The 24,009-nt window shown below is 48.6% G+C and carries 21 protein-coding genes; 12 read left to right on the top strand and 9 right to left on the bottom strand.

Features of this window, described 5'->3' with window-relative positions; genetic code table 11:
* Positions 1-25: 25 nt before the first annotated feature.
* Together glyS and glyQ are read right to left on the bottom strand one after the other, a co-directional pair.
* Positions 26-2,092, bottom strand: a complete 2,067-nt coding sequence (gene glyS, locus ACP7H9_RS10645) for a glycine--tRNA ligase subunit beta (protein ID WP_286823836.1) — start codon at positions 2,090-2,092, stop codon at positions 26-28.
* A gap of 12 nt (positions 2,093-2,104) precedes the next feature.
* Positions 2,105-3,025, bottom strand: coding sequence for a glycine--tRNA ligase subunit alpha (gene glyQ, locus ACP7H9_RS10640; RefSeq protein ID WP_317498365.1), 921 nt, complete (start codon positions 3,023-3,025; stop codon positions 2,105-2,107).
* Positions 3,026-3,118: 93 nt separating this feature from the next.
* Here glyQ and ACP7H9_RS10635 point away from each other — a divergent pair, with 93 nt between their 5' ends.
* Positions 3,119-3,718, top strand: coding sequence for a DNA-3-methyladenine glycosylase I (locus ACP7H9_RS10635; RefSeq protein ID WP_439222760.1), 600 nt, complete (start codon positions 3,119-3,121; stop codon positions 3,716-3,718).
* A gap of 16 nt (positions 3,719-3,734) precedes the next feature.
* A complete protein-coding gene (locus tag ACP7H9_RS10630; protein WP_034819400.1) occupies positions 3,735-4,226 on the top strand; it encodes a GNAT family N-acetyltransferase in 492 nt (163 codons plus the stop codon).
* 18 nt (positions 4,227-4,244) lie between these two features.
* On the opposite strand, the gene tusA is transcribed toward ACP7H9_RS10630, so the two are convergent.
* From tusA to fadB, 3 genes are all read right to left on the bottom strand, one after another.
* Positions 4,245-4,484, bottom strand: coding sequence for a sulfurtransferase TusA (gene tusA, locus ACP7H9_RS10625; protein WP_414019036.1), 240 nt, complete (start codon positions 4,482-4,484; stop codon positions 4,245-4,247).
* Positions 4,485-4,754: 270 nt separating this feature from the next.
* Positions 4,755-5,918 carry an acetyl-CoA C-acyltransferase FadA gene (fadA, locus tag ACP7H9_RS10620; RefSeq protein WP_439222759.1) on the bottom strand — a complete coding sequence of 388 codons (1,164 nt, stop codon included), beginning with the start codon at positions 5,916-5,918 and terminating at the stop codon, positions 4,755-4,757.
* Between the two features lie 20 nt (positions 5,919-5,938).
* Positions 5,939-8,095 (bottom strand): fatty acid oxidation complex subunit alpha FadB, encoded by a 2,157-nt coding sequence (fadB, locus tag ACP7H9_RS10615; RefSeq protein ID WP_439222758.1) that lies wholly within the window; start codon positions 8,093-8,095, stop codon positions 5,939-5,941.
* Between the two features lie 135 nt (positions 8,096-8,230).
* On the opposite strand from fadB, the gene ACP7H9_RS10610 reads away from it, so the two are divergent.
* From ACP7H9_RS10610 to ACP7H9_RS10600, 3 genes are read left to right on the top strand one after another with little or no spacing between them, the layout of a single operon-like run.
* Positions 8,231-10,180: a transglycosylase SLT domain-containing protein gene (locus ACP7H9_RS10610; protein WP_439222757.1), complete on the top strand. Its 1,950-nt coding sequence runs from the start codon at positions 8,231-8,233 to the stop codon at positions 10,178-10,180.
* An 11-nt stretch (positions 10,181-10,191) separates the two neighbouring features.
* The gene (gene pepQ / locus ACP7H9_RS10605) at positions 10,192-11,550 is read left to right on the top strand and encodes a Xaa-Pro dipeptidase (protein ID WP_439222756.1); all 1,359 of its coding nucleotides are present in this window, start codon (positions 10,192-10,194) and stop codon (positions 11,548-11,550) included.
* Positions 11,543-12,160 carry a YigZ family protein gene (locus tag ACP7H9_RS10600; RefSeq protein WP_417438761.1) on the top strand — a complete coding sequence of 206 codons (618 nt, stop codon included), beginning with the start codon at positions 11,543-11,545 and terminating at the stop codon, positions 12,158-12,160. The genes pepQ and ACP7H9_RS10600 overlap by 8 nt, the downstream gene beginning before the upstream one ends.
* Here the strand turns inward: ACP7H9_RS10600 and trkA are convergent.
* From trkA to def, 4 genes are read right to left on the bottom strand one after another with little or no spacing between them, the layout of a single operon-like run.
* Positions 12,157-13,533: a Trk system potassium transporter TrkA gene (gene trkA / locus ACP7H9_RS10595; protein ID WP_011233279.1), complete on the bottom strand. Its 1,377-nt coding sequence runs from the start codon at positions 13,531-13,533 to the stop codon at positions 12,157-12,159. The two genes, ACP7H9_RS10600 and trkA, sit on opposite strands and share 4 nt — an antisense overlap.
* Positions 13,530-14,858: a 16S rRNA (cytosine(967)-C(5))-methyltransferase RsmB gene (gene rsmB / locus ACP7H9_RS10590; RefSeq protein ID WP_439222755.1), complete on the bottom strand. Its 1,329-nt coding sequence runs from the start codon at positions 14,856-14,858 to the stop codon at positions 13,530-13,532. The genes trkA and rsmB overlap by 4 nt, the downstream gene beginning before the upstream one ends.
* Complete coding sequence (fmt, locus tag ACP7H9_RS10585; protein ID WP_439222754.1) at positions 14,855-15,805, bottom strand: methionyl-tRNA formyltransferase; 951 nt, start codon at positions 15,803-15,805, stop codon at positions 14,855-14,857. Before fmt ends, rsmB begins: the two co-directional genes overlap by 4 nt.
* Positions 15,805-16,329 (bottom strand): peptide deformylase, encoded by a 525-nt coding sequence (gene def / locus ACP7H9_RS10580; protein WP_153849346.1) that lies wholly within the window; start codon positions 16,327-16,329, stop codon positions 15,805-15,807. The genes fmt and def overlap by 1 nt, the downstream gene beginning before the upstream one ends.
* 62 nt (positions 16,330-16,391) lie before the next feature.
* Here def and dprA point away from each other — a divergent pair, with 62 nt between their 5' ends.
* The 7 genes from dprA (at position 16,392) to polA (ending at position 23,914) form a co-directional block, all read left to right on the top strand.
* Positions 16,392-17,429 (top strand): DNA-processing protein DprA, encoded by a 1,038-nt coding sequence (gene dprA / locus ACP7H9_RS10575; RefSeq protein WP_439222753.1) that lies wholly within the window; start codon positions 16,392-16,394, stop codon positions 17,427-17,429.
* 3 nt (positions 17,430-17,432) lie between these two features.
* The gene (locus ACP7H9_RS10570; protein ID WP_439222752.1) at positions 17,433-17,906 is read left to right on the top strand and encodes a DUF494 family protein; all 474 of its coding nucleotides are present in this window, start codon (positions 17,433-17,435) and stop codon (positions 17,904-17,906) included.
* Positions 17,906-18,418: a DNA topoisomerase family protein gene (locus ACP7H9_RS10565; RefSeq protein ID WP_034819369.1), complete on the top strand. Its 513-nt coding sequence runs from the start codon at positions 17,906-17,908 to the stop codon at positions 18,416-18,418. The genes ACP7H9_RS10570 and ACP7H9_RS10565 overlap by 1 nt, the downstream gene beginning before the upstream one ends.
* 27 nt (positions 18,419-18,445) lie before the next feature.
* Positions 18,446-19,006: an L-threonylcarbamoyladenylate synthase gene (locus ACP7H9_RS10560; RefSeq protein ID WP_439222751.1), complete on the top strand. Its 561-nt coding sequence runs from the start codon at positions 18,446-18,448 to the stop codon at positions 19,004-19,006.
* Positions 18,999-19,913, top strand: a complete 915-nt coding sequence (hemF, locus tag ACP7H9_RS10555) for an oxygen-dependent coproporphyrinogen oxidase (RefSeq protein WP_439222750.1) — start codon at positions 18,999-19,001, stop codon at positions 19,911-19,913. The genes ACP7H9_RS10560 and hemF overlap by 8 nt, the downstream gene beginning before the upstream one ends.
* A complete protein-coding gene (gene aroE / locus ACP7H9_RS10550) occupies positions 19,910-20,749 on the top strand; it encodes a shikimate dehydrogenase (protein ID WP_439222749.1) in 840 nt (279 codons plus the stop codon). Before hemF ends, aroE begins: the two co-directional genes overlap by 4 nt.
* Positions 20,750-21,148: 399 nt before the next feature.
* On the top strand, positions 21,149-23,914 hold the full coding sequence (gene polA, locus ACP7H9_RS10545; protein ID WP_439222748.1) for a DNA polymerase I: 2,766 nt from the start codon (positions 21,149-21,151) through the stop codon (positions 23,912-23,914).
* Positions 23,915-24,009: the final 95 nt, after the last annotated feature.

Here is a 24,009-nt window from a genome sequence, read left to right as displayed (position 1 = left end):
TTTTTATTAAAAATCAAAGCGTTAGTTACTGAAGCAAAGAAATATCCGCTATTTCCAAGAACAGCTGACGCAAGCGAAACAACAAGTTCAGGCGGTTAATACGGACTTTATCGTCATCGGCATTGACCATGACATGTTCAAAAAACGCATCCACAGGCTCTTTAAGCTCAGATAAATGCGTGAGGGCGTCACTGTACTTACCATCAGCAATAAGTGGCTTAACAGCGTCTTCTGTCTGTTTAACCAAACGATAAAGTGTTGTTTCAGAATCTTCCTGTAGAAGAGTTTCATCCACGTTACCGGATATCTCTTCGTCTGATTTTGCCAGGATGTTACCTACCCGTTTATTGGCTGCGGCAAGGCTGGCAGCAGAATCCATAGACTTAAATGACTGAACCGCCTTTACTCTTTGGTCGAAGTCCGTTGGCTTAGAAGGGGAACGGGCAAGTACCGACTGAATAACATCGACGGTAATGCCTTGATCCTGATACCAGGGACGAAAACGACCGAGTAGAAAATCGAAAACATCAGTAGCGACAGTGTTATTCGATAGCTTGTCACCAAAGCCTTCGACGGATGCCGCTAACAGTTCATGTAAGTCTAATGAAAGCTTACGTTCTACCAGAGTACGCAACAAACCAAGAGCGGCACGGCGCAGAGCGAATGGGTCACGGTCACCTTTAGGTACCTGACCAATACCGAATATCCCAACCAGCGTATCCAGTTTGTCTGCTAAAGCGACGGCACAAGCCTCTCGTGTCAAAGGCAGCTCGTCGCCCGAAAAACGAGGCCAGTAGTGCTGTTCTATTGCTTCGGCGACTACTGGGCTCTCACCGTCGTTCAACGCATAGTGTTTACCCATAACGCCCTGGGTTTCAGGGAACTCAGAAACCATATCGGAAACCAGGTCAGCCTTACACAGCAGCCCGGCTCGTTCTGAGGCTTTTACGTCGGCAGTTAACTGGTTTGCAATTTTTCCGGCTAACACCGATATGCGGCGCGCTTTGTCACCAATACTGCCCAGTTGTTTTTGGAATAGAACCGAATCCAGTGCAGCAACTCGCGATTCTAAAGCCGTTTTCTTATCAGACTCAAAGAAAAACTGTGCATCCGCCAGGCGAGGGCGAACGACTTTCTCGTTACCCTTAATAATCTGCTGAGGGTCACGGCTTTCAATATTGGTAATGAAAATAAACTGTGGCAGTAAGTTACCTTTGCCATCTTCCACCGGAAAGTAACGTTGGTCATCTTTCATGGTAACGATAAGCGGTTCTTTTGGTACCGCGAGGAAACCTTGATCGAAACTTGCCGTTAAAGCAACGGGCCATTCCACAAGGGCTGCAACTTCCTCAACTAACTCGTCATCCTGAATAACCTGGCCGCCGAGTTCTGAGGCAAGACGTGATACTTCCGACTGAATGGTTTCAATACGCTCTTCGAAGTTAGCGATCACTTTCGCTTGAAGCAGCTTAGATAAGTAATTGTCGACATGATCGAGCTCAAAACCTTGGGGCGAATGAAAGCGGTGGCCCTGGATAAAACGAGCACTCTTCGTTTCCAGAATTTCGGCTTCAATAAGTTCGCTGCCCAGCATGACTGTTAGTGTGTGCACCGGACGAATAAATTGCGCGGTGCTGTCGCCCCAACGCATCGGCTTCGGAATAGGAAGGGCTTTAATTGCTGCCTCCAAAATACCCTGAACTAAGTCAGCCAGCGCCTGACCCTTTACTGTCGCTTTATGCAGTAGCCATTCGCCTTTTTCGGTTTTAAGGCGGTCAGCCTGTTCTACCGTAATGCCGTTTGAACGTGCCCAGCCTTCAGCTGCCTTAGTCGGTTTACCAGAGTCGTCAAAAGCCACATTCACTGCTGGCCCGCGCTTCTCCGCCTCTTTGTCCTGCTGTTCGGTTTCAACTTGTTTTACCAGAACGGCCAGTCGGCGAGGGGTTGCATAAGCCTCAATATTATCAAAATTCAGTTCGGCGCTTTTTAAGCCTGACTCAATACCCGACTTTAAGCTGTCACGCAGCGACTTTAAGGCTTTTGGAGGAAGCTCTTCAGTACCTAACTCAATTAATAAGTTTTCTTTTTGCACGGCTCGCTCTCCTTAGTTCGCTGCTGGTTTGTTTTTATTGTCGGCTAAAGGGAAGCCAAGAGCTTCGCGCGCCTGGTAATAGACTTCGGCAACGGCTTTCGCCATGGTTCTGACACGAAGTATGTAGCGCTGTCTTTCGGTTACAGAGATAGCGTGTCGGGCATCCAGTAAGTTAAAGGCGTGAGATGCGCGCATAACCTGCTCGTACGCGGGTAAAGCCAGAGATTTTTCAATTAGCAGTTCACATTCTTTTTCGCAGTCGTCGAAGCGGCGGAACAGCACATCAACGTCAGCGTATTCAAAGTTGTAAGTCGACTGCTCAACTTCGTTCTGATGGAAAACATCGCGATACAGGATTTTACCGCGCGGGCCGTCTGTCCAGACCAGGTCATAAATGCTGTCCACGCCCTGAATGTACATAGCTAAACGTTCAAGGCCGTAGGTAATTTCTCCGGCCACTGGGCGACACTCTAAACCACCGACTTGTTGAAAGTAGGTAAACTGAGTAACTTCCATACCGTTAAGCCAGACTTCCCAGCCCAGACCCCAGGCGCCCAGAGTAGGCGATTCCCAGTTGTCTTCTACAAAGCGTATGTCGTGAGTTAGTGTGTCAAAGCCCAGCATTTCTAAAGAACCCAGATAAAGCTCCTGAATGTCTTTAGGCGATGGTTTCATAATGACCTGAAACTGATAATAGTGCTGCAGGCGGTTCGGGTTCTCACCATACCGGCCATCGGTCGGGCGGCGGCAGGGTTGCACATAGGCAAAACTGGCTGGCTCCGGACCTAATGAGCGCAGAAAGGTCATTGGATGAAAGGTACCCGCACCAACCTCCATATCCAGTGGTTGAACCACGGCACAGCCTTGCTGAGCCCAGTAATCCTGAAGAGCAAGAATAAGCCCCTGAAAGGTTTTCACATCGTACGTCGACATACGCATTCTCTGCTTTGTTATTTGTGGTTGACCGAAGGTCGAAAAATATGCGTAGATTATACCCTCTGAATCGCCTTGGTTATAGGGGAAGGCATGACAAATAATCAGCCAGAACGGTGTTCCTGGTGTGAATCTGCTGACGACTACCGCGCTTATCATGACAATGTGTGGGGGCGTCCGGTAAGCGACCCGATAGAACTTTTTGCTAAATTGTGTCTGGACGGGCAGCAGGCGGGACTCAGTTGGTTAACTATTCTGCGCAAACAGAGTGGTTACGAGAAAGCCTTTTTAGGCTTTGACCCACAAGCTATTGTGGCAATGAGTGACGCTGATCGTGAATTGTTGTACAGCAACCGTGATATTATCCGCAGCAAGGCCAAAATTGATGCCATTTTTACTAACGCTGAAGCGTATATAAGGTTAGAAGAAAAGGGCGTTAAGTTTGAGCGGTGGCTGTGGGAGTTTGTAGGTGGCTCACCGATTATTAATGCGTACTCGACGCAAAGTGAGATTCCAACAGAAACAGAAGCTTCCCAAAGCATGGCAAAAGCGTTAAAAAAGGAAGGCTTTAAGTTTGTCGGACCGACCATTTGCTATGCTTTTATGCAAGCAGTTGGTATGGTGAACGACCATGTTACTAGCTGTCATTGTTATCAGCCTGTTGCTGACCAAATGAAACAGTTTACGTTGTAAAATGAGCGAAGGAAGAATGATAGAAATTACTCTTGCGGATTACAGCAACCCCAAACACCGCAATGCCGTTATTGCTATGTTAGATGCTTATGCCAAAGACCCAATGGGTGGCGGTGAAGGCATATCAGATGAAGTTAAAGAAAGCCTGATAGATGAAATGGCAAAGCGAGACCATGTGTTTTCTTTGCTGGCCTACGATGGTGACACTCCGGTTGGCGTTGCAAACTGTGTAGAAGGCTTCTCAACCTTCGCTGCTAAACCACTAATGAATATTCATGACATAGCCGTTATTCCCGAATATCGGGGGCAGGGCGTTGCTAAAAAGCTTTTAGAAGAAGTGAAAACGCTGGCGGAATTTCGCGGTTGCGTGAAGCTGACACTGGAAGTGCTTGAGAACAACGACCGGGCGAAAAAAGCCTATGAGAACTTCGGCTTCGCACCTTATGAATTAGGTGACGTAGGTCAGGCCGAGTTTTGGGAAATGTACTTAAATAAAGACAAAGCCTGACATCTAAAAGTCAGGCTATTAATGAGATTTCCTAACCCAGTAGCGGTAGGGCATTTCTTCGGTCTCAGACTCCACCAACTCATGCTCCATAAACTCGCAAAAGCCCGGAATATCCCGGGTTGTTGCGGGATCATCCGCAATAATCAGTAAAACCTGACCAACATCCATTTTACGAATAGTCGCACGCACCAGCATAACGGGCTCCGGGCATTTAAGGCCTAAGGTATCGAGTTCTTTGTCGCAGTTAATCTGGGTCATGACTTCTTTAAAAGATGTTAAGCGAAATTACCGAGTAGTTTAACACTTTCGCGACTAAGAGGTGAGGGGGGAGTGATGGATTGCACCGCTGTTTGTTGGCGGGAAATACTTAGAAACTGTCTGCAGCCATGGATTGCTGCAGTCAAGCCCCCAGGGATGGGTTCACGGCGTGTTTCTGAGTATTTCCTGACAATAAAAAGGGGCGAGCCTTCGCTCCCCCCTTCCTCAGAGCAGTTAAAGTGTTAAACCGCTCTAGTTTTGCTGTTTCTTTTAAATGCGTTCGAAGACAGTAGCAATACCCTGGCCAAGGCCAATACACATGGTTGCTAAGCCAAGCTTCGCGTCTTTCTCTTCCATTAAGTTGATTAGCGTCGTTGAGATACGTGCGCCAGAGCAGCCTAATGGGTGACCTAGAGCGATAGCACCGCCGTTCAGGTTCACTTTTTCTTCCATCTTGTCGAACAGTTTTAAACCTTTAAGTACAGGCAGTGACTGTGCGGCAAAGGCTTCGTTCAGTTCAACAACGTCGATGTCATCAATAGACACACCAGCACGCTTCAGCGCTTTTTCTGTTGCCGGAACCGGTCCGTAACCCATAATGGATGGATCGCAGCCTGCAACGGCCATTGAACGGATTTTAACGCGTGGCGTCAGACCCAGTTCTTTGGCTTTGTCAGCAGACATAACCAACATGGCTGCTGCGCCGTCAGACAAGGCTGAGGAGGTACCTGCGGTTACCGTACCGTTGGCCGGGTCAAACACTGGGCGAAGCTGTGACAAGCCTTCAGCAGTGGTTTCTGGACGAATCACTTCGTCTTCAGTAACACGCACCAGCTCGCCGTCGGCGTTGTGGCCATTCATTGCGTAAATCTCTTTAGCAAAGCGGCCTTCAACCGTCGCCTCGTGCGCTTTTCTGTGAGAGCGTGCACCAAATTCGTCTTGTTGTTCGCGGGTAATACCGAACTTACGAGATAACAGTTCAGCGGTCATACCCATGCTGCCCGAAGCTTTTGCAACAGACTTGTTCATGCCCGGGTGAAAGTCGATTCCGTGGGTCATGGGTACGTGACCCATGTGCTCAACACCACCGGCCATAAAGATGTCGCCGTCGCCGTTCATAATAGCGCGGGCTGCGTCGTGCAGAGCCTGCATTGAAGAGCCACACAAACGGTTAACCGTTACACCAGCCACTTTATGCGGAATACCAGCAATAAGCGCCGAGTTACGCGCAATGTTAAAGCCTTGCTCCAGGGTTTGCTGTACGCAACCCCAGTAAATGTCTTCCAGTTCTTCCGGGTCAACTTCCGGGTTACGCTCAAGTAAGCCCTTCATCAGCGCAGCTGAGAGGTCTTCGGCACGAGTATGGCGGAAAACACCATTTTTTGAACGCCCCATTGGCGTACGAATACAATCTACTATGACGATGTCTTTCATTTTAATAACCTCCTCAAGCCTTACTTCGCGCTGGTTGTGTCAAAGTAAGATTTACCGGCTTTAGCCATTTTGCGCATGCCGTCGGTAACCTGATAAATTTCACCCAGGTGCGCGTACTTGTCTGCCAGTTGAATAAAGTTGTCCATGCCAAGCGTTTCCAGGTAACGGAAAGGACCGCCGCGGAATGGAGGGAAGCCTAAGCCATAAAGCAGCGCCATGTCGGCTTCTGCAGCAGAACCAACAATGTCTTCTTCCAGACAGCGAACCACTTCGTTCACCATAGGGATCATGCAGCGAGCAATGACTTCGTCTGCGTCCAGCTTTTTGCCTTGTTCACAGCCTAGTAACTCATAAGTCGCCGGATCGGCTTCTTTGGTTGGCTTACCTTTTTTGTCCGTACCGTATACGTAGAAGCCTTTGCCGTTTTTCTGACCGTAACGCTCAGCAGCTGCCAGTTTAGCAATGGCGCTGGACTCGTCGCGTTTCATGCGGGTCGGGAAGCCTGCTTCCATAACAACGGTACAATGATCAGCTGTGTCTATACCAACAACATCGCTTAAGTACGCAGGACCCATTGGCCAACCGAACTGCTTCTCCATAACCTTGTCGATGCCGACGAAATCAACGCCTTCATCAACCATGCCGGCAAAGCCTGCCAGGTAAGGGAACAATACGCGGTTAACTAAGAAGCCAGGGCAGTCGTTAACAACGATAGGGGTTTTGCCAAGTTTAAGCGCATAGGCGACTACCGCATTAACGGTGTCATCTGAAGTTTTCTCACCACGGATAATTTCAACCAGCGGCATTTTGTGGACCGGGTTGAAAAAGTGCATACCACAGAATTTCTCAGGGCGCTTAAGGTTCTTAGCCAGTTCGGTAATAGAAATAGTCGAGGTATTTGAAGTCAAAATGGCGTCATCGCCAATTACCCCTTCAATTTCAGCCAGCACCGACCCTTTAACTTTCGGGTTCTCAACAACGGCTTCTACGACAATATCGACGTCTTTAACTGCATCGTTCAACAGCGTAGGTGTAATAGAAGACAAGATTTTAATCATCTTCTCGTTGTTTACCTTACCGCGCTCAACACCTTTTTTCAGTATCTTGCCGGCTTCTTTCATGCCTAAGTCTAAAGCGTCTTGCTTAATGTCTTTCATAACCGCCGGTACGCCTTTAAGCGCTGACTGGTAGGCGATACCGCCGCCCATAATGCCTGCACCTAAAACACCTGCTGTCTTAATTTCTTTGGTTGCTGCCTTAGCGTACTTTTTCGACTTACTTTTAACTGCCTGATCCGCCAGGAAGATACCAACCTGTGCCTGGCATGCCTCGGTTTGGGTGAGGTCGAAAAATGCGTTGTTTTCAGCTGTTAGTGCGCCTTCACGATGCTCGCGGGCACCGTTCTCAATTGCTTCTAACGCTTTATGCGGTGCCGGGTAGTGTTTGCCTGCTTTCGCTGCAATTAAGCCTTTAGCGGTCACCAGAGTCATCATCAACTCAGTGTCGTTAGCTTTTAACGGCTCAAGTTTTGGCTGACGCTTCGCTTTCCAGTCCTGTTGACCAGCGGCTGCATCTTTCGCCAAGTTAAGAGCGGCTTTGGTCAGGTTTTCCGGTTCAACAACGGCATCAACTGCGCCGACTTTCAATGCATCAAGGGCTTTGTTATTTTTACCTGTGGTTATCCATTCAAGCGCGTTGTCCGGACCAATCAAGCGAGGTAAACGCATAGTGCCGCCAAAGCCAGGAATAAGGCCCAGTTTAACTTCTGGTAGGCCGATAGTTGCTGTGGTGTCCGCTACACGGTAGTCACAGGCTAACAATGCTTCACAACCGCCGCCTAATGCGAAACCTTTTACCGCACCAACCGTTGGTACAGGCAGGTCTTCCAATTGGTCAAATACGCGCGAGGCTTTTGCCACCCAGCTGCGGGTTTTCTCCTGATCAGAGAACAGTGTCAGGAACTCGGTAATATCAGCGCCGACAATAAAGGTCGACTTGCTGCTGGTAACAATGACGCCGCGCAGGTCGTTAGTGTTTTGTAATTTTGTCAGTGCTTCACTGAATTCTTCTAATGTCGCCTGGTCGAATTTATTAACCGAGCCTTTCGCATCAAATTGTAATTCTGCGAAACCTGGTTCGATAAAATCGACCCGAATGCTTTCACCTTGATAGATCATCTTGGGTCTCCCACGACTTCCATTAATTTGTTGCTATAAAGAAACTGATTCTGCTATAGCTTTGGGTTAAGGTAGACAGAGTTTGGCGCGAATACGCCAATTTTTCAACGGTTATTTAAACATGCGTTTGAATTAATGAAAAAGCAGTCGTTTATCATACGTTACAGTGCGCCATTGTTTTTCGTGTTGTCCCTGTTAAGCATTGGTGCGGTTCAGTCTGAACCTGTTGATACAAAGCAACGGGAGCAGCAGCGTGAGCTATTCAAAAAAGCAGAGTACGCGGCTAAGCGTGGTCGTCTGGGTGAGTACCGGTTATTACTTAAAAAGCTGAAAGATTACCCGTTGCTACCGTACTTGGAATTGGCTCGACTTGAGCAAATTGGATACCTGGCCAATGAAGACCGCGTTCTGGCTTTTCTCGATAAATATGAAAAGACGCCCCTCGACTGGCAACTAAGACAGCCCTGGCTTACTTATTTGGCAGGGCAGGAGGAGTATTCTCGTTTTATTCGGGACTTCCGGCATCCGGGAACCTTAACTCACCGTTGTCAATTTATTGAGTCGCAGCGTGAAAAGGGTCTGGACGACGGGCCTTTCCGGCGTCAGGTTGATGCTATCTGGAAGCATGGGTTCTCGCTTCCTTCGGCTTGCGATCCAATTTTGGACGAATGGCAAGAATTGGGTGGGCGTACCGAAGACAAAGTTTGGGAAAGACTGGAGTTGGCAGCTGAGCATGGTAATCCGACTCTGCTCCCGTATTTAACTGGTTTATTGCCTGAGTTACAGCAGTATCTGGGTGAGTTTTATCACAAGGTGAGGTATTCACCCGCCGCTATAGAGGACGACTCCTGGTACAAGGGGCGCTATCCTGGAAAAGAGGCACAAATAGTCACCTATGCTTTAACCAAGCTGGTTTGGCGTGATGAAAACATTGCTCTGCGAAGCTATAAAAAGCTGAGTTCACAACTGCCCTTTACCGAACAGCAAGAGGGCCGCATCGCCGAAGAATTTGCTGTTGCGTTAAGCTTAAACTCTCATCCCGAAGCTCGTGTCTGGCATGATCGCGTTCCGGTAAACGCGCTAAATGAACGAGTTTTACAGTGGCGTTTGGCTATTTATCTTAAGGACAAAGATTACGAAGGCCTGAGAGACGCGATTCAAAGTTTGCCGGTTGCCATCCGGCAGGGTAATCAATGGCGTTACTGGCTGGCTCGCTCACAGGAGATAACCGGTAACGCTTTGGCCGCACAGGAACTGTACGAAGATTTAGCCGACGAACGGCATTACTACGGTTTTCTGGCGGCAGCGCGGTTGCAGAAGCCGGTGAGCCTTGAACAAGAGAAACTTGAAGTCAGTGTTGTTCAGCTTGAACAAATTCGTAATCATCCTAGCGTGCAACGTGCGTATGAACTGATTCAACTGGAGCGTTGGGTCGACGCCCGGCGCGAATGGAACCATTTATTGACGCAGCTTGATGGCGAGGAGCAAAAGGTTGCGGCATATCTCGCCAGCGAGTGGGGATGGCACGATCAGGCAATATGGACATTAGCGCAAATAGGGCATTTTGACGCTGTGGGCATTCGTTTCCCTTTAGCCTATAAAGATATATTAGGGCGGGCGTCACAGGCCGCCGGAATCGATGAAAACTGGGCTTTAGCTATTACGCGCCGGGAAAGTAACTTTCGGCACGATGCGTATTCAAGTGCTGGTGCAAGGGGACTAATGCAGATTCTGCCTGGTACTGCAAAGCAACTGGATACTAAGAATAATAGCTGGCGGCGGTTGAACGACCCCGCTGTTAATGTGCGTCTGGGCACTGACTATTTAAGTCGACTGAAACACCGCTTTGAGAATAATTGGTTATTAGCTACGGCAAGCTATAATGCAGGCTATTATAGAGTCAAAGACTGGTTACCCGACGAGTCTGTTGCTGCCGATGAGTGGGTCGAAACCATTCCGTACCATGAAACCAGAGATTATGTAAAAGCGGTATTGAGTTATCAGCAAATTTATAGGATGTTGGGTGGTAACGAGGATAATTTGTTTGAGCAAGTTGTTGATATGACAATTGTTGATACTGAATAAGGCGATCCAATATGACTGCGATAGCAGATTTGTGGCCGTTGTTTCCTGACCATATAAAGCAGCTTCAGACTCGTGCTGAACGACTTTTTAAACGAGAAAATTTAGATTTAGTTGCTATTCATTCAGGCCAGCAAAAGCGCTGGTTTTTGGATGATATGAATTATCCTTTCCGTGCAAATCCTCATTTTAAAGCCTGGTGCCCGGAAACTCAGTTGCCTAATGCCTGGGTTATTTTAAGGCCCAACACGCGGCCGACATTAGTTTTATTAAGTTCTCCGGACTTTTGGCATACGACTACAAGCCTAGAGGGAGCTCTCTGGTTAGAAGAGTTCCACGTGGAACACATCAGTTCGCCAGAGGCCATTGAAAAACTACTTCCTTACGATAAGAAAAATGCGGCTTACCTTGGTGAACATATTGAGGTTGCCAAGGCTTTGGGCTTTGAGAATATAAACCCAGACCCCGTGCTTCATTTCTTTCATTATCATCGCTTGTTTAAAACCGATTACGAAATTGCCTGTTTGACCCAGGCTAATCATATTGCGGCTGAAGGCCATGTTGCGGCCGCTGACGCCTTTTTTAACGGTGAGTCGGAGTTTGATTGTCTGCTGAAATATATGGCAGCTACTCGGCAAGGGCAGAATGAAGTGCCTTACAACCATATTATTGGGCAAAATGAAAATGCCAGTGTTTTGCATCACTGGATGCCCGATAAGACAGCTCCTAGTTCACTCAAGTCGATGCTGGTTGACGCTGGCGCTGAGGTTTACGGTTATGCCGCAGATATTAGCCGTACCTGGTCTAAACAACACAATGAATACGAAGAGTTGATAGCTGCACTTGACCAAATTACATTGGCGTTAATTGATAAAATGAAGCCGGGCGTCGAATTCCCGGCGCTGCACCAGTTGGCTCATGAACAAATTGCTAATGTGCTTTTTGCTTTTGGTTTTGTCAGTTGCAGTCCTGAACAAATGATTGAAGACGGCATAACTACGGTATTCCTTCCGCATGGTTTAGGTCATCCTCTGGGCTTGCAGGTACACGACGTTGGTGCTGCGCAGGCTGATGAAAGGGGTACGCCAATAGCGCCACCCAGTGGTCATCTTACGTTAAAAACCACTCGTACCGTAGAGCCCCGACAGGTTTATACCATTGAGCCCGGAATCTACTTTATTGAGCCTTTGCTGCAGAAGCTGGCGAATTCGCGCAATAAGCATTTGATTAACTGGCGCCGGGTGGATGAGTTTAAACCCTTTGGTGGCGTGCGAGTTGAGGATAACATTGTGGTTTACCGGGAGCGAAATGATAACCTTACACGCCAAACCGCATTAGATGCTTACGTGAAAAAGGTTACCCGTCTTGCATGATCAGGATTACGACATTCCGGCTTCGGAAACGGAAGTCGAAATAGAAGTTAAAGGCAGCCGCTTTATTGCGTGCCTGGCACATACGCCAAACGCCGACAGCGCCGCTGAGTTTCTGACTGTTGTAAAAAAACGCTGGCCCAAGGCGTCTCACTATTGCTCTGCATCGCTTTTTTCCGCACCTAATAACAGCCAGAGTATGGCTTACAGCGACGACGGTGAACCCTCTGGAACGGCGGGGCGACCTATGCTTATGGCACTACAAAATAGCGGCGTAGGCGAGGTTACCGCTATAGTCGTGCGATATTTTGGTGGGGTGAAGTTGGGAACGGGCGGACTTCAGCGAGCCTATACTGACGCGACAGTCGCCGCATTAGCTGAACTTGAAAAAGAGCAAAGGGTTTTTAAACAACGCTTTCAGTTAAATTTTGCTTATACTGACCAGGGCGATGTTGAACCGCTTTTGCTTGAGGCTAATGCTGAAATGGAATCTTCGGAGTATGAAGAGAGTGTGCGACTTAAGGTATTGCTACGCCCCGTGAATGTTGGGGCGTTGCAGAAGAAGCTACAGGCTGCCACCCGTGGCCGGGTGCAATTGAAAGAACTGGACTAAAAGAACATCGCACTTGGCTGGAAGACTTTTTCAACCTGATCAATGTACTTTTTATCCAGCAAGAAAAGAATAACGTGGTCGTCGGAGTGAATAATGGTTTCACTGTGCGCCATAAGCACTTCTTGTCCGCGAACAACCGCACCAATGGTTGTTCCTGGCGGAAGCTTGATATCTTTAATGGCTTTACCCACCACTCGGGACGTGTCTTCATCACCATGTGCAATTGCCTCAATAGCTTCGGCGGCACCTTTTCGCAGTGAGTAAACGTTAACAATATCGCCACGGCGTACGTGAGTTAGTAGAGCTGAAACTGTGGCGCGTTGCGGTGAAATGGCAATATCAATTTCGCCTCCCTGCACCAAGTCAACGTAGGCGCTACGCTGAATGAGCACCATGGTTTTACGGGCGCCCATACGTTTAGCCAGCATGGCTGACATAATGTTCGCTTCGTCGTCGTTGGTAACCGCGATAAATACGTCGATGTCTTCAACGTGCTCTTCTTCCAGCAATTTTTGGTCGGACGCGTCACCGCGGAAAATTAAGGTATGCTCAAGGCTTTGCGAAAGTTCTTCCGCGCGAGTTTCTGAGCGCTCTATTAGCTTAACCCGGTGATCAACTTCCAGTTGTTTGGCCAGACCGGCACCAATGTTCCCGCCACCGACAATCATTATTCTGCGGTACTTGTCTTCCAGCTTTTGTAGTTCCTGCATTACGGTGCTGATGTGGCGAGTATCTGCAATGAAGAAGACTTCATCATCGGCTTCGATGATTGTGGTTCCGGTCGGGCGTATAGGCTTACCCTGACGATAAATAGCCGCAACCCGGGTGTCGATATTGGGAATATGCTCCCGCAGTGTTGAGATAGCATGACCAACCAGCTTTCCGCCGTAGTAGGCTTTTACCGCCACCAGGCTGGCTCGTCCGTTGGCAAACTCCATAACTTGCAGAGCGCCTGGGTAGTCAATAAGCCGGCGAATATAGCTGGTTACCAGTTGTTCCGGTGAAATAATGTGGTCAACTGGCGCATCCTGATTATGAAAAAGCTGATCTTTATAGCGGATGTATTCTTCAGAGCGAATTCTGGCTATTTTCTTTGGCGTATTAAAGATGGAGTAAGCAACCTGGCAAGCAATCATATTGGTTTCGTCGCTGCTGGTTACTGCAATGAGCAAATCGGCATCGTCGGCACCCGCGCGACGTAAAACATCAGGATGGGCTCCGTTACCAACGACGACCCGCAGGTCATACTTATCCTGCAAATCGTCCAGTAAATCGTTATTGGTATCAACTATGGTGATATCGTTGCGTTCGCCAACCAGGTTTTCCGCTAATGTGCCGCCGACCTGGCCAACACCGAGTATGATAATTTTCATTCGACTTTTTTCAATCTCGCGTAAAAGAAACCATCCCCGTTATGTTCACCCGGGAGCAGTTGCAGAGTTTTCTGCTTTTCATTAATAGGTATCAGACTAGCACTCGATTGCTGTTTTAGAAAAGACTCAATTTGAGTTTGGTTTTCCTGGCTTAGAATAGAGCAGGTTGCGTAAAGCAGTTCTCCGCCGTTTTTAAGTAAAGGCCAAAGCGAATTTAGTATCTGGTTTTGCAATTGTGCGAGCTCATTAATGTCCTCAGCGCGCCGCAGCCATTTAATATCAGGGTGGCGGCGTATTACGCCTGTTGCAGAACATGGGGCATCCAAAAGTATGCGGTCAAACTGCTCGCCGTCCCACCAGTCAGCAGTTGAAGCAACATCGGCGCAATGAACTACGGCACTTAAACCGGCGCGATCCAGGTTTTCGTCCACTCGCTCAAGACGTTTAGCATCGATATCAATAGCCTGAACCGGTTGCTCAAAGTCGTTTCGCTCTAGCAAATGTAGCAGTTTGCCTCCCGGAGCGGCGCAACAATCGAGTACGCGGTGGGAAGCTTTTACGTTCAGGTAATCCGCAGCCAGCTGCGCCGAGCGGTCCTGTACCGATGCGTGTCCCCGGTCAAACCCCGGAAGCCTTTCAACCGGAACAGGTGAATGCAGCCGAATAGCATCGTCAGCCAGAGTGTCGCCTTCGGCAGCAATACCACTGTCTTCCAGTTGTCTTAAATAGTCATCGCGATTGAAAAAACGACGGTTCACGCGTAACCACATGGGTGGGTGTGCGTTGTTCTCAATGAGAATGTCGCTGGCTTGTTGTGGGTGGTCTGCCTGAATTGCTTCAAACAACCAGCGCGGATGATTTTGCATCGCGTCAACAGGTAGCTCGCGCTGCTGTGACTCATCTGCCGCAGGCGCTTCGCGCAGTAATTGACGCAGTATACCGTTTACCAGACCTTTATGATTACGTTTGCCCAGAATACGCGCGGCTTCTACTGTGGCGCTAACGGCAGCGTGGTCTTTAATACGAAGACAATAAAGCTGATAGGCACCTACCAGTAGTAAGTAGTGCAATACTTTAAGCTTACCTTTAAGTGGCTTATCCAGTTTAGCCCCAACCATTTTGTTAAGGCTGGGCAGAACCCTTAAAACACCATAGCTAATTGCACTAGCAAGACGTTTATCTGCGTCAGAGAGTTTACCGGTGGCGTGGGGTAAGGCCGCGGAAAGCGACTCGCCTTTTTCTAGCACATGAAAGAGGGCGGTTGCAGCGGCGGCCCGGCTAGTTGCTCCCTGGCCACCGTTTTCTAAATTTTTCTGCCGGCTCATTGTAATTCCAGTCCCGGGCTAAAGACATTACTGTAGCCGTTTACTAAGGTACTGGCTGGCTGAGCCTTTTTGCCCGGCATCTGCGCTTGAGTTATACGTAAAATACCGTCCCCGGTTACCACGTCGATGCCTTCGTGCGTGCTATTCATAATAGTTCCCGGACCTTTATTACTTGCGCCCTGAATAAGTTCGGCCGCGTGAATTTTGAGTGTGTTCTGTCCGGCTTTTAAATTTTCTGACTGGCACCAGCTCATTGGCCAGGGGTTAAACGCTCGTACGCAGCGTTCGATAAAGGCCGCCGGTTGTGTCCAGTCTATTTTACCTTCCTGCTTGGTCAGCTTTTTCGCATAAGTGGCATTGGCGTCACTTTGCGGTTTAGCCTGGCTCTGATAGCCGTCGAGATCTTTCAATACTTTAGTTAACGCCTCAGGCCCCAGGCTTTCAAGCTTGTGATAAAGCGAAGCCGAGGTTTCGTCCGGACTGATGGCGCAGCGCTCTTCGTGCAGCACTGGGCCGGTATCCAGGCCGGCTTCCATTTGCATAATGCAGACACCGGATTCTAAGTCGCCAGCCCATATCGCGCGTTGAATTGGAGCGGCACCTCGCCAGCGGGGTAATAAAGAACCGTGCACGTTCAGGCAGCCTTTCGTAGGAATATCTAATACTGCCTGCGGAAGCAGTAAGCCATAAGCCACCACTACCATGACGTCAGGTTTTAGCTCGGTTAGTGCAGCCTGATCCTCATCCGACTTTAAAGACTCTGGCTGACAAACAGGAAGCTGGTGTTCGAGCGCAAGCTTCTTAACTGCACTGGGTTGTGGCTTTTTGCCTCGTCCTGCAGGCCTGTCGGGCTGGGTATAGACACCCACTACCTGATGAGATCCATCAAGCAGTTGTTGTAAGTGTTGTGCTGCAAAGTCCGGAGTACCGGCAAAGACTATTCGCATTATTGTGCTTCCGCCGCTTGCTTCTCGGCTAAACGTTGCTCTTTCTCAAGCTTTTTGCGAATGCGTTCGCGTTTCAGCGGCGATAAATAATCAACAAAGAGTTTACCGTCTAAGTGGTCTATTTCATGCTGAATACAAATGGCCAGTAGCCCTTCAGCGGAACGGCTGAAACGCTCGCCGTTTTTATCCAGTGCCGTAACGGTAATTTTCTCGGCGCGTTCAACTTTGGCGTAAACGCCGGGAAATGACAGACAGCCTTCATCGTTCTTAAAGTGGCCTTCTGCTTCGGTAATTTCCGGGTTAATGAACACCAGCGGTTCGTTTTGATCTTCGCTGCAATCAGAAACAAACAGCCGTCTGTGCACGTCAACCTGGGTTGCCGCAAGGCCTACACCTTGTTCTTCGTACATGGTTTCGAACATATCGTCGATAACCGAGCGGATATTGTCATCTACCTTTTCAATCTTCTGTGCGACTTTGCGCAAACGTTCGTCCGGATATTGCAGAACCGTCATTTTTGCCATTAGAACCTCCAATTCTTCATCTACCCTTAGTTTACCTTAAATTGGTAGGTCAAGGACAGTCTGTGAACACACAGGAACTATGTGTATTAATGGGGATGACACGCGCATCAAACAAGGTACAGAAAGCTGCTCGGGAATGTACCGGCTGGGAGGCCATTTTTGAACGATGGGGGCAATCGCTAAAACCGGTCGAGGCGCGTTGGTTAAATGCAGCTGAAAATTGGTGTCGTAGTGACTATCAGGGCGTTATTTCTTACTTTAGTGAAGATTACCCAACTGCGTTAAAAGCCATAGCTAATCCGCCCTGGTTACTTTATTACCGGGGTCGTAAAGAGCTTTTGCAAGGAGTTAGTGTGGCTATTGTTGGCAGCCGCAAAGCCACTCACAGTGGTTTACAAATTGCTGACTGGTTTAGCGAGCGCTTAGTCGCGGCGGGTGTTGTGGTGGTTAGCGGTCTGGCGATGGGCATTGACGCTCAAGCACATAAAACCGCTGCCGATAAAGGAAAAACCATAGCGGTTTTAGGTACCGGTATCGATCAGTATTACCCCAGAAGAAACAAAGCCTTACAGGATTTTATTGCGCATCAGGGGCTGCTGATTTCCGAATTTCCGCCGGGGCAAACCGCACGAGTCGATCATTTTCCTCGCCGAAACCGTATTATTAGTGGTATCAGTCAGGCCGTGGTAGTGGTTGAAGCAGCACGCAAGAGCGGTTCGCTTTCAACGGCAATACACGCGTTGAACGAAGGACGTGAAGTTGGAGCTGTGCCGGGATCGGTGTTGTTGCCGGAGCATCAGGGCTGCCACTGGTTAATCCAACAGGGCGCGAAGCTAATTAATACGCCGCAGGACATTCTCGACTGGTTCTCGGTTGACGATACTGAGGTTGCCATAGAAGGTGATACAGAATGTCGCGATGAAAGCTTGGCAAACAATCGATTGTTCGCTAGTCTGAGTTCAGAGCCACGAACAATTGATGACATGGTACAATTGTCCGGACTCGAGGTTGCTGAAGTCATGGAGAAAGTAGTGTTACTCGAATTAGAAGGGCTAGTAGCAGCCGTACCAGGCGGTTATATCAAAGTGGGGAGGCGCTAAAGTATGTTTGATATCCTCATGTACTTGTTTGAAAACTACATTCATTCGGAAATGGAAGTTGTAGTTGATCACGATGAGTTAACCAATGAACTTACCCGGGCTGGTTTCCGTCACCAGGAAATCCAGAAGGCTTTGGCGTGGCTAGAACGCCTGGCCGATTTGCAGCAAATGGAAACCAAGTCTTATCTGGATGTTGCTCCGCAGCAGTCTACCCGTATTTATACCGCGGCAGAGATGACTCGTCTGGACAGCCAGTGTCGGGGGTTTCTGATGTACCTGGAAAACCTGGGTGTACTTGATTTTGCTACACGAGAAGTGGTTGTTGACCGTGTGATGGAACTGGAAACGCCGAACTTTACTCTGGATGACCTGAAATGGGTTGTACTTATGGTGCTGTTTAATGTTCCCGGCCAGGAAGCTGCGTACGACCAAATGGAAGGTTTGCTGTTTGAGGAAGCTGAAGGACCCCTGCATTAATGTCATCAGATGAGCGCTGCCCCCGTTGTGAGCGACCACTGGTTATTAAACATGTTGGGCATAACAGCTTTTTAGGCTGTACCGGTTACCCGGACTGCGATTATAAGCGAGGCCTTCGGGAGCAATCTGAAATTGAGCCCGAAGATCTCGGTGTTCCTTGCCCTGAGTGTGGTAAAGAATTGCAGTTAAAGAGCGGTCGTTATGGCCTATTTGTTGGCTGCAGCGGCTTTCCTGAATGTGAGTTCGTTACTGAACCGAACGTTGAGGAAGAAGAGACGATTCGCTGCCCTGAATGCGATAAAGGCCAGTTACACCAAAAAACATCGCGGCGCGGTACCGTATTCTATGCTTGCGACCAATACCCGAAATGTGAATTTACCGTGAATCAGCCTCCGGTTGATGAAGTCTGCCCCAAATGCCAGTACCCGCTGCTGGTGAAAAAGAAAACTGCCGCCGGAATTCGCAAAGTCTGCCCGCAAAAGCAATGCGACTATAAGTCGGACGCGTTATAATCCGACTCATTGAGTTGAGGAGTGATTATGGCAGATACATGGGAAGCAGCGCACAGCGCTATAAAAACGGGCATTATTGCCTATCCGACAGAGGCGGTATTTGGACTGGGATGCGACCCCCGCAATGAAGTGGCTGTGCAGAAGTTATTAAGCCTGAAACAGCGACCCGCCGAGAAAGGTCTTATATTAATTGCCGCCGATTACAGTCAGTTACTTCCCTATGTTGAAGACTCCGCTATTGCGCAGGACAAACGATTCAGCGTTTTGTCACATTGGCCGGGGCCCGTTACATTGATTCTGCCGGTAAGAAAGGGCGTATCAACCTTATTGACGGGCGGCCGCGATACCATAGCTGTGCGAGTGACTGCACATGAACCTGCCAGAGCGTTGTGCCGCGAACTGGGCCACGCTTTAGTCTCTACCAGCGCCAATTTAACCGGGCAGGAACCCGCCCGAACTGCGGCAGAAGTTCGTCAGCAATTTGGTGACAGTGTGGACTGGATAATGGATGAAAGCACCGGTGGAGCTGCGAACCCGACTCGAATCATAAACCCATTAAATAATCAGGTTCTCAGAGACGATGCATAATGATTACTTGAAGCAGGTAAAAAGCTACCTGATGTCGTTGCAGGATGCTATTTGTCAGCAGCTGGCGCAGGCGGACGGTGAGCAGATCTTTCAGGAAGACAGCTGGGACCGGCCGGGAGGCGGCGGTGGTCGCTCGAGGATCATAAAAAACGGTGCGGTTTTTGAACAGGGTGGTGTGGGTTTTTCTCATGTGTACGGCGAGAAGATGCCTGCCTCGGCAACGGCACACCGACCAGAGCTGGAAGGTCGCGACTTCAATGCCTGCGGTGTTTCTCTGGTAATGCATCCGGAAAACCCTATGGTGCCGACGGTCCATATGAATGTGCGTTTTTTTATTGCGCAAAAAGAAGGTGAAGAACCTGTCTGGTGGTTTGGCGGCGGCTTTGATTTAACGCCGTTTTATCCTTTTGACGAAGACATTATTGAATGGCATCAACAGGCGAAAAACGCGCTCGATAGCGTCGATGAAAAGCTCTATCCGGAGTATAAAGCCTGGTGTGACGATTACTTTTTCCTTAAGCATCGCGACGAAGCGCGCGGTGTGGGTGGTATATTCTTTGACGACCTCAACGACCGTTCATTTGACGAGTGCTTTTCGGTTATAAAAGCGGTGGGTGATGCTTTCACCCGAGCCTATCTGCCTATTGTCGAACGCCGCAAAAACCTAGCTTATACTCAGCAACAAAGAGACTTCCAGCTATATCGCCGCGGGCGTTATGTGGAGTTTAATCTGGTCTGGGATAGGGGAACTTTGTTTGGTCTGCAAACCGGTGGCAGAACCGAGTCTATTCTAATGTCGATGCCACCGCTGGCGCGTTGGGAATACGACTGGCAAGCTCAGCCGGGCTCTGCGGAAGAGCAGCTTACCGAGTATTATTTAAAACCCAGAGACTGGCTGTCAGTATGAAATCCGTGACCAGCCTGGGCGTATTCGGGAATCCCATAGCGCATAGCCTGTCTCCGCGTATTCATGCGTTGTTTGCGCAGACTCGGCAGGACTCAATTAACTATCAACGCTATTTATCCACGCCTGCGCATTTTTCCCGACGGGTTGCTGAATTTTTCCGCCATGGCGGGCAGGGTGCCAATGTCACCTTGCCATTTAAACAGCAGGCCGCATCCTTGGTTACTAAACTGTCCGAGCGTGCGCGGTTAGCGGGGGCGGTGAACACCTTAATTCCTTACGGCAATGGCCAGCTGTTAGGTGATAATACTGACGGCGAAGGTTTAATTATCGACCTTAGAAATAAAGGACTCGAAGTGAGTAAGCGCTCACTTGTTGTCTTTGGTGCCGGAGGTTCAGCGCGGGGGATAATACCTCTTCTGCTGGAGCAAAAGCCGCGGTGTCTGTATTTGATTAATCGAACGGCAAAGAAAGCTGAAATGCTTAAATCTCAGCTAGAAACACTGGGACTGGTTGCAGCCAACCGAATTCAGATACGTTCGTCTGCGTCTGCAATTGACGAACCCATAGATCTGTTAATTAACGCCACCAGCAGCAGTTTGAATGGACAGCGTTTAACGCTCCCTCCGCTGCTGTCCGAAAATGCTTCTGGCTATGACTTAATGTATGCCGACCAACCCACGGTATTTATGGAGCAACTGACGCAGGCTGGCTGCAAAAATGTCAGCGATGGATTTGGCATGTTGATTGAGCAGGCTGCGTCCTCTTACCAACTTTGGATGGGAGATGAACGCCCCGATACCGCATTTGTTATGGCTGAAATGCGAACTCCTAGTTGATTGATTGAAAAGGGGTTTTCTTTGCTTTTTATAAGTAAAGAAAAATGAGGAACAAAAGGTTATAAAAAAACTGAATTTGTCAGTAGATCATTGCTGATTTTATGGTAATCTGTCTGACCTGCTTTTGAGGCATTTCCTTCCATTTCAGGACAAAAGCAGAATAGTTTCCACAGTGAAACATAATAATAAAAAGTACTAGGTATTTCGGGAAACCTGCCGTTTTAAATCCCATACTATCAATAACTTAAGTAAATTTTAGACACGGGGAAATTTAAATTTCCGGCTGTGGCATGAACCGTTGTTAACAGAGTTATTAACAGGTTATGCACACTCTGTTCAGTGGCCTGAATTGCCGTTCTGTGGCATCCTATAGGTAACGCTTAATTTAGGTTCTTAACTATGGCCACATCTGTTCCAGAAAATCCTTTTATCCTTGTCGATGGTTCTTCTTATTTGTTCCGCGCTTTTCATTCGCCGCCGCATTTAACCAACTCAAAAGGTGAACCGACCGGAGCTATTTACGGCGTCGTTAATATGCTTCGAAGCCTGTTAAAGCGCTATAAACCCAGCCATATGGCCGTAGTTTTTGATGCCAAAGGCAAAACCTTTCGTAGCGACATTTACCAGGACTACAAAGCAAATCGTCCGCCTATGCCAGACGATCTGCGAAGCCAGATCAAACCTTTGCATGACATTGTCCGGGCTATGGGTTTACCGCTGCTTTGCATTGACGATGTTGAAGCTGATGATGTTATTGGCACGCTGGCGCGCCAGGCCGGCGACAAGGGGCGCTTTACGCTGATTAGTACCGGCGATAAAGACATGGCTCAGCTGGTCAATGAACATGTCATGCTCATTAACACCATGACCGATACTTTAATGGATCCTGAAGGGGTTGAGAAAAAGTTCGGGGTTAAGCCAAACCAAATTATCGATTATTTAGCGCTTATGGGTGACAGCTCTGACAATATTCCAGGCTTGCCCAAAGTGGGCGAAAAGACAGCACAGGCGCTGCTGCAAAGTATTCCCAGCATTGACGCTATTTACGAAAATGTGAATGCAGTAACTGAGCTCTCTTTTCGTGGTGCGAAGTCTATGCCGGCTAAGCTTAATGAATATAAAGAACAGCTGCTGATGTCGCGTGAGCTGGCGACCATTAAGCTCGATGTGGCAATGGACTTACAACCGGAAGAGTTGAAAATACAGACGGCAGACAGCGAAAAACTGCAGGAGCTCTACAGTCGTTGTGAATTCCGCCGGTGGCTTGGTGAGCTGATGGAAACTGGTGCGGCAACGGATCAGGCGCTGGGTGAAACCGATGGCGAAAAACCGACCAGCGATATAAACAGAGACTCGTACCGTGTATTGATGACTGAAAAAGACGTCAGCGATTACATAACGCAACTGAATAAATGTGATTACTTTGCTTTTGATACCGAGACAACCAGCCTTAATTATATGGAAGCTGAACTGGTTGGTGTGTCGTTAGCCATGGCACCTGGCGAAGCTGTGTATATACCTGTCGGGCATGATTATATGGAAGCGCCGGACCAGGTTGGCCGGGACTGGTTACTAAAGCAGTTAAAGCCTTTACTTGAAGCTGAAAAGCCGCAAAAAGTGGGGCAAAACCTGAAATACGACTCGCATATCCTGCGTCGCTATAAAATTCGTCTGGCGGGGATTTTAAATGACACCATGCTTGCCTCCTACGTGTTTAACAGTGTTGGTTCGCGGCATGATATGGATACCTTAAGCCTGCATTATCTGAATCACAAAACCATTAGTTTTGAAGACATTGCAGGTAAGGGTGCTAAGCAACTGACGTTTAACCAGATTGCTTTAGAGCAGGCGGGGCCCTACGCGGCTGAAGATGCTGACATTACCTACCGATTGCATGATGTGCTCTGGAATAAAGTAAAAGAAACCGGCAGCGAGCTGCAAAGTGTTCTTACCGACATTGAAGTGCCGTTAGTGCCTGTTTTGTGCGATATGGAACAATACGGTGTGCGTATTGACGCAAACTTGCTGGGTAAGCAAAGCCAGGAAATTGCGGAAAAGCTCGATGCCCTGGAAAAAAAGGCTTTTGAAATTGCCGGCGAGGAGTTCAACCTGGGCTCGCCGAAACAGCTGCAACGCATATTCTTCGAAAAGCTTGAGTTGCCAATTGTGAAGAAAACGCCAAAAGGCGCGCCGTCAACGGCTGAGGAAGTTTTGCACGAGCTGGCACATGACTACCCCTTGCCGGATGTGATACTGCAGCACCGCGGCTTGTCGAAGCTTAAATCAACCTATACCGACAAGTTACCGAAGATGATTAACCCCGATACAGGGCGCGTACACACCTCGTATCAGCAGGCGGTTACCGCAACCGGACGTTTGTCCTCAACAGACCCGAACCTGCAGAATATTCCAATTCGCACCGCCGAAGGGCGTAGAGTGCGTCAGGCCTTTATTCCTGAGCAAGGCTATAAGATTGTCGCTATCGACTATAGCCAGATTGAACTGCGCATTATGGCGCACTTGTCGCAAGATGAGTCTTTGCTTAAAGCTTTTGCCGAAGGCCTGGATATTCACCGTGCGACAGCGGCCGAAGTGTTTGGCTGTAAGGCTGATGAAGTCAGTAATGACCAGCGCCGTCAGGCAAAAGCGGTGAACTTCGGGCTAATTTACGGTATGTCAGCCTTTGGGCTGGCGCGGCAACTGGGTATTGCCCGTCATGAAGCTCAGCACTATATGGACAAGTATTTTGAACGCTTCCCTGGAGTTTTGCGTTACATGGAAGATACTCGCAAGCAGGCAAAAGAGCAGGGCTATGTTAAAACCCTGTTTGGACGTCGTTTACCCTTGCCGGATATAAAAGCCAGTAACGGAGCCCGTAGAAAAGGGGCGGAACGTGCAGCTATCAATGCGCCAATGCAGGGCACTGCAGCGGATATCATTAAGAAAGCTATGCTGAAAGTTGCCGACTGGATTGACAGTAATAACTGTCAGGATGATGTGCGTATGCTAATGCAAGTTCACGATGAACTGGTGTTTGAAATAAAAGAGTCGAAATTAACGGATTATATTGAACAATTAACTGAAGTAATGGAAAAGGCTGCAAGCCTTGATGTGCCTTTAATAGCGGAAGCTGGTAAAGGCAATAACTGGGACGAAGCTCATTAATTTTAAGAATTGTCTGAACTTTTTATAAAGGGTCTAGTCACAACAGGTGAGGGCATTAATCCTCCCTCAAAAAATTGTTCTCCCTGGATTACTTT

This window comes from Idiomarina sp. ST20R2A10 (genome assembly GCF_051842345.1).
Taxonomy (GTDB): domain Bacteria; phylum Pseudomonadota; class Gammaproteobacteria; order Enterobacterales; family Alteromonadaceae; genus Idiomarina; species Idiomarina loihiensis.
This window is presented reverse-complemented; position numbering and strand designations above follow the sequence as displayed.

Bases quoted from the DNA above. Each gene is read 5' to 3' on its own strand.
- glyQ (WP_317498365.1), bottom strand. From the start codon at position 3,025: ATGTCGACGTACGATGTGAAAACCTTTCAGGGGCTTATTCTTGCTCTT.
- ACP7H9_RS10635 (WP_439222760.1), top strand. From the start codon at position 3,119: ATGACAAATAATCAGCCAGAACGGTGTTCCTGGTGTGAATCTGCTGAC.
- ACP7H9_RS10630 (WP_034819400.1), top strand. From the start codon at position 3,735: ATGATAGAAATTACTCTTGCGGATTACAGCAACCCCAAACACCGCAAT.
- tusA (WP_414019036.1), bottom strand. From the start codon at position 4,484: ATGACCCAGATTAACTGCGACAAAGAACTCGATACCTTAGGCCTTAAA.
- fadA (WP_439222759.1), bottom strand. From the start codon at position 5,918: ATGAAAGACATCGTCATAGTAGATTGTATTCGTACGCCAATGGGGCGT.
- fadB (WP_439222758.1), bottom strand. From the start codon at position 8,095: ATGATCTATCAAGGTGAAAGCATTCGGGTCGATTTTATCGAACCAGGT.
- ACP7H9_RS10610 (WP_439222757.1), top strand. From the start codon at position 8,231: ATGAAAAAGCAGTCGTTTATCATACGTTACAGTGCGCCATTGTTTTTC.
- pepQ (WP_439222756.1), top strand. From the start codon at position 10,192: ATGACTGCGATAGCAGATTTGTGGCCGTTGTTTCCTGACCATATAAAG.
- trkA (WP_011233279.1), bottom strand. From the start codon at position 13,533: ATGAAAATTATCATACTCGGTGTTGGCCAGGTCGGCGGCACATTAGCG.
- rsmB (WP_439222755.1), bottom strand. From the start codon at position 14,858: ATGAGCCGGCAGAAAAATTTAGAAAACGGTGGCCAGGGAGCAACTAGC.
- fmt (WP_439222754.1), bottom strand. From the start codon at position 15,805: ATGCGAATAGTCTTTGCCGGTACTCCGGACTTTGCAGCACAACACTTA.
- def (WP_153849346.1), bottom strand. From the start codon at position 16,329: ATGGCAAAAATGACGGTTCTGCAATATCCGGACGAACGTTTGCGCAAA.
- ACP7H9_RS10570 (WP_439222752.1), top strand. From the start codon at position 17,433: ATGTTTGATATCCTCATGTACTTGTTTGAAAACTACATTCATTCGGAA.
- ACP7H9_RS10565 (WP_034819369.1), top strand. From the start codon at position 17,906: ATGTCATCAGATGAGCGCTGCCCCCGTTGTGAGCGACCACTGGTTATT.
- ACP7H9_RS10560 (WP_439222751.1), top strand. From the start codon at position 18,446: ATGGCAGATACATGGGAAGCAGCGCACAGCGCTATAAAAACGGGCATT.
- hemF (WP_439222750.1), top strand. From the start codon at position 18,999: ATGCATAATGATTACTTGAAGCAGGTAAAAAGCTACCTGATGTCGTTG.
- aroE (WP_439222749.1), top strand. From the start codon at position 19,910: ATGAAATCCGTGACCAGCCTGGGCGTATTCGGGAATCCCATAGCGCAT.
- polA (WP_439222748.1), top strand. From the start codon at position 21,149: ATGGCCACATCTGTTCCAGAAAATCCTTTTATCCTTGTCGATGGTTCT.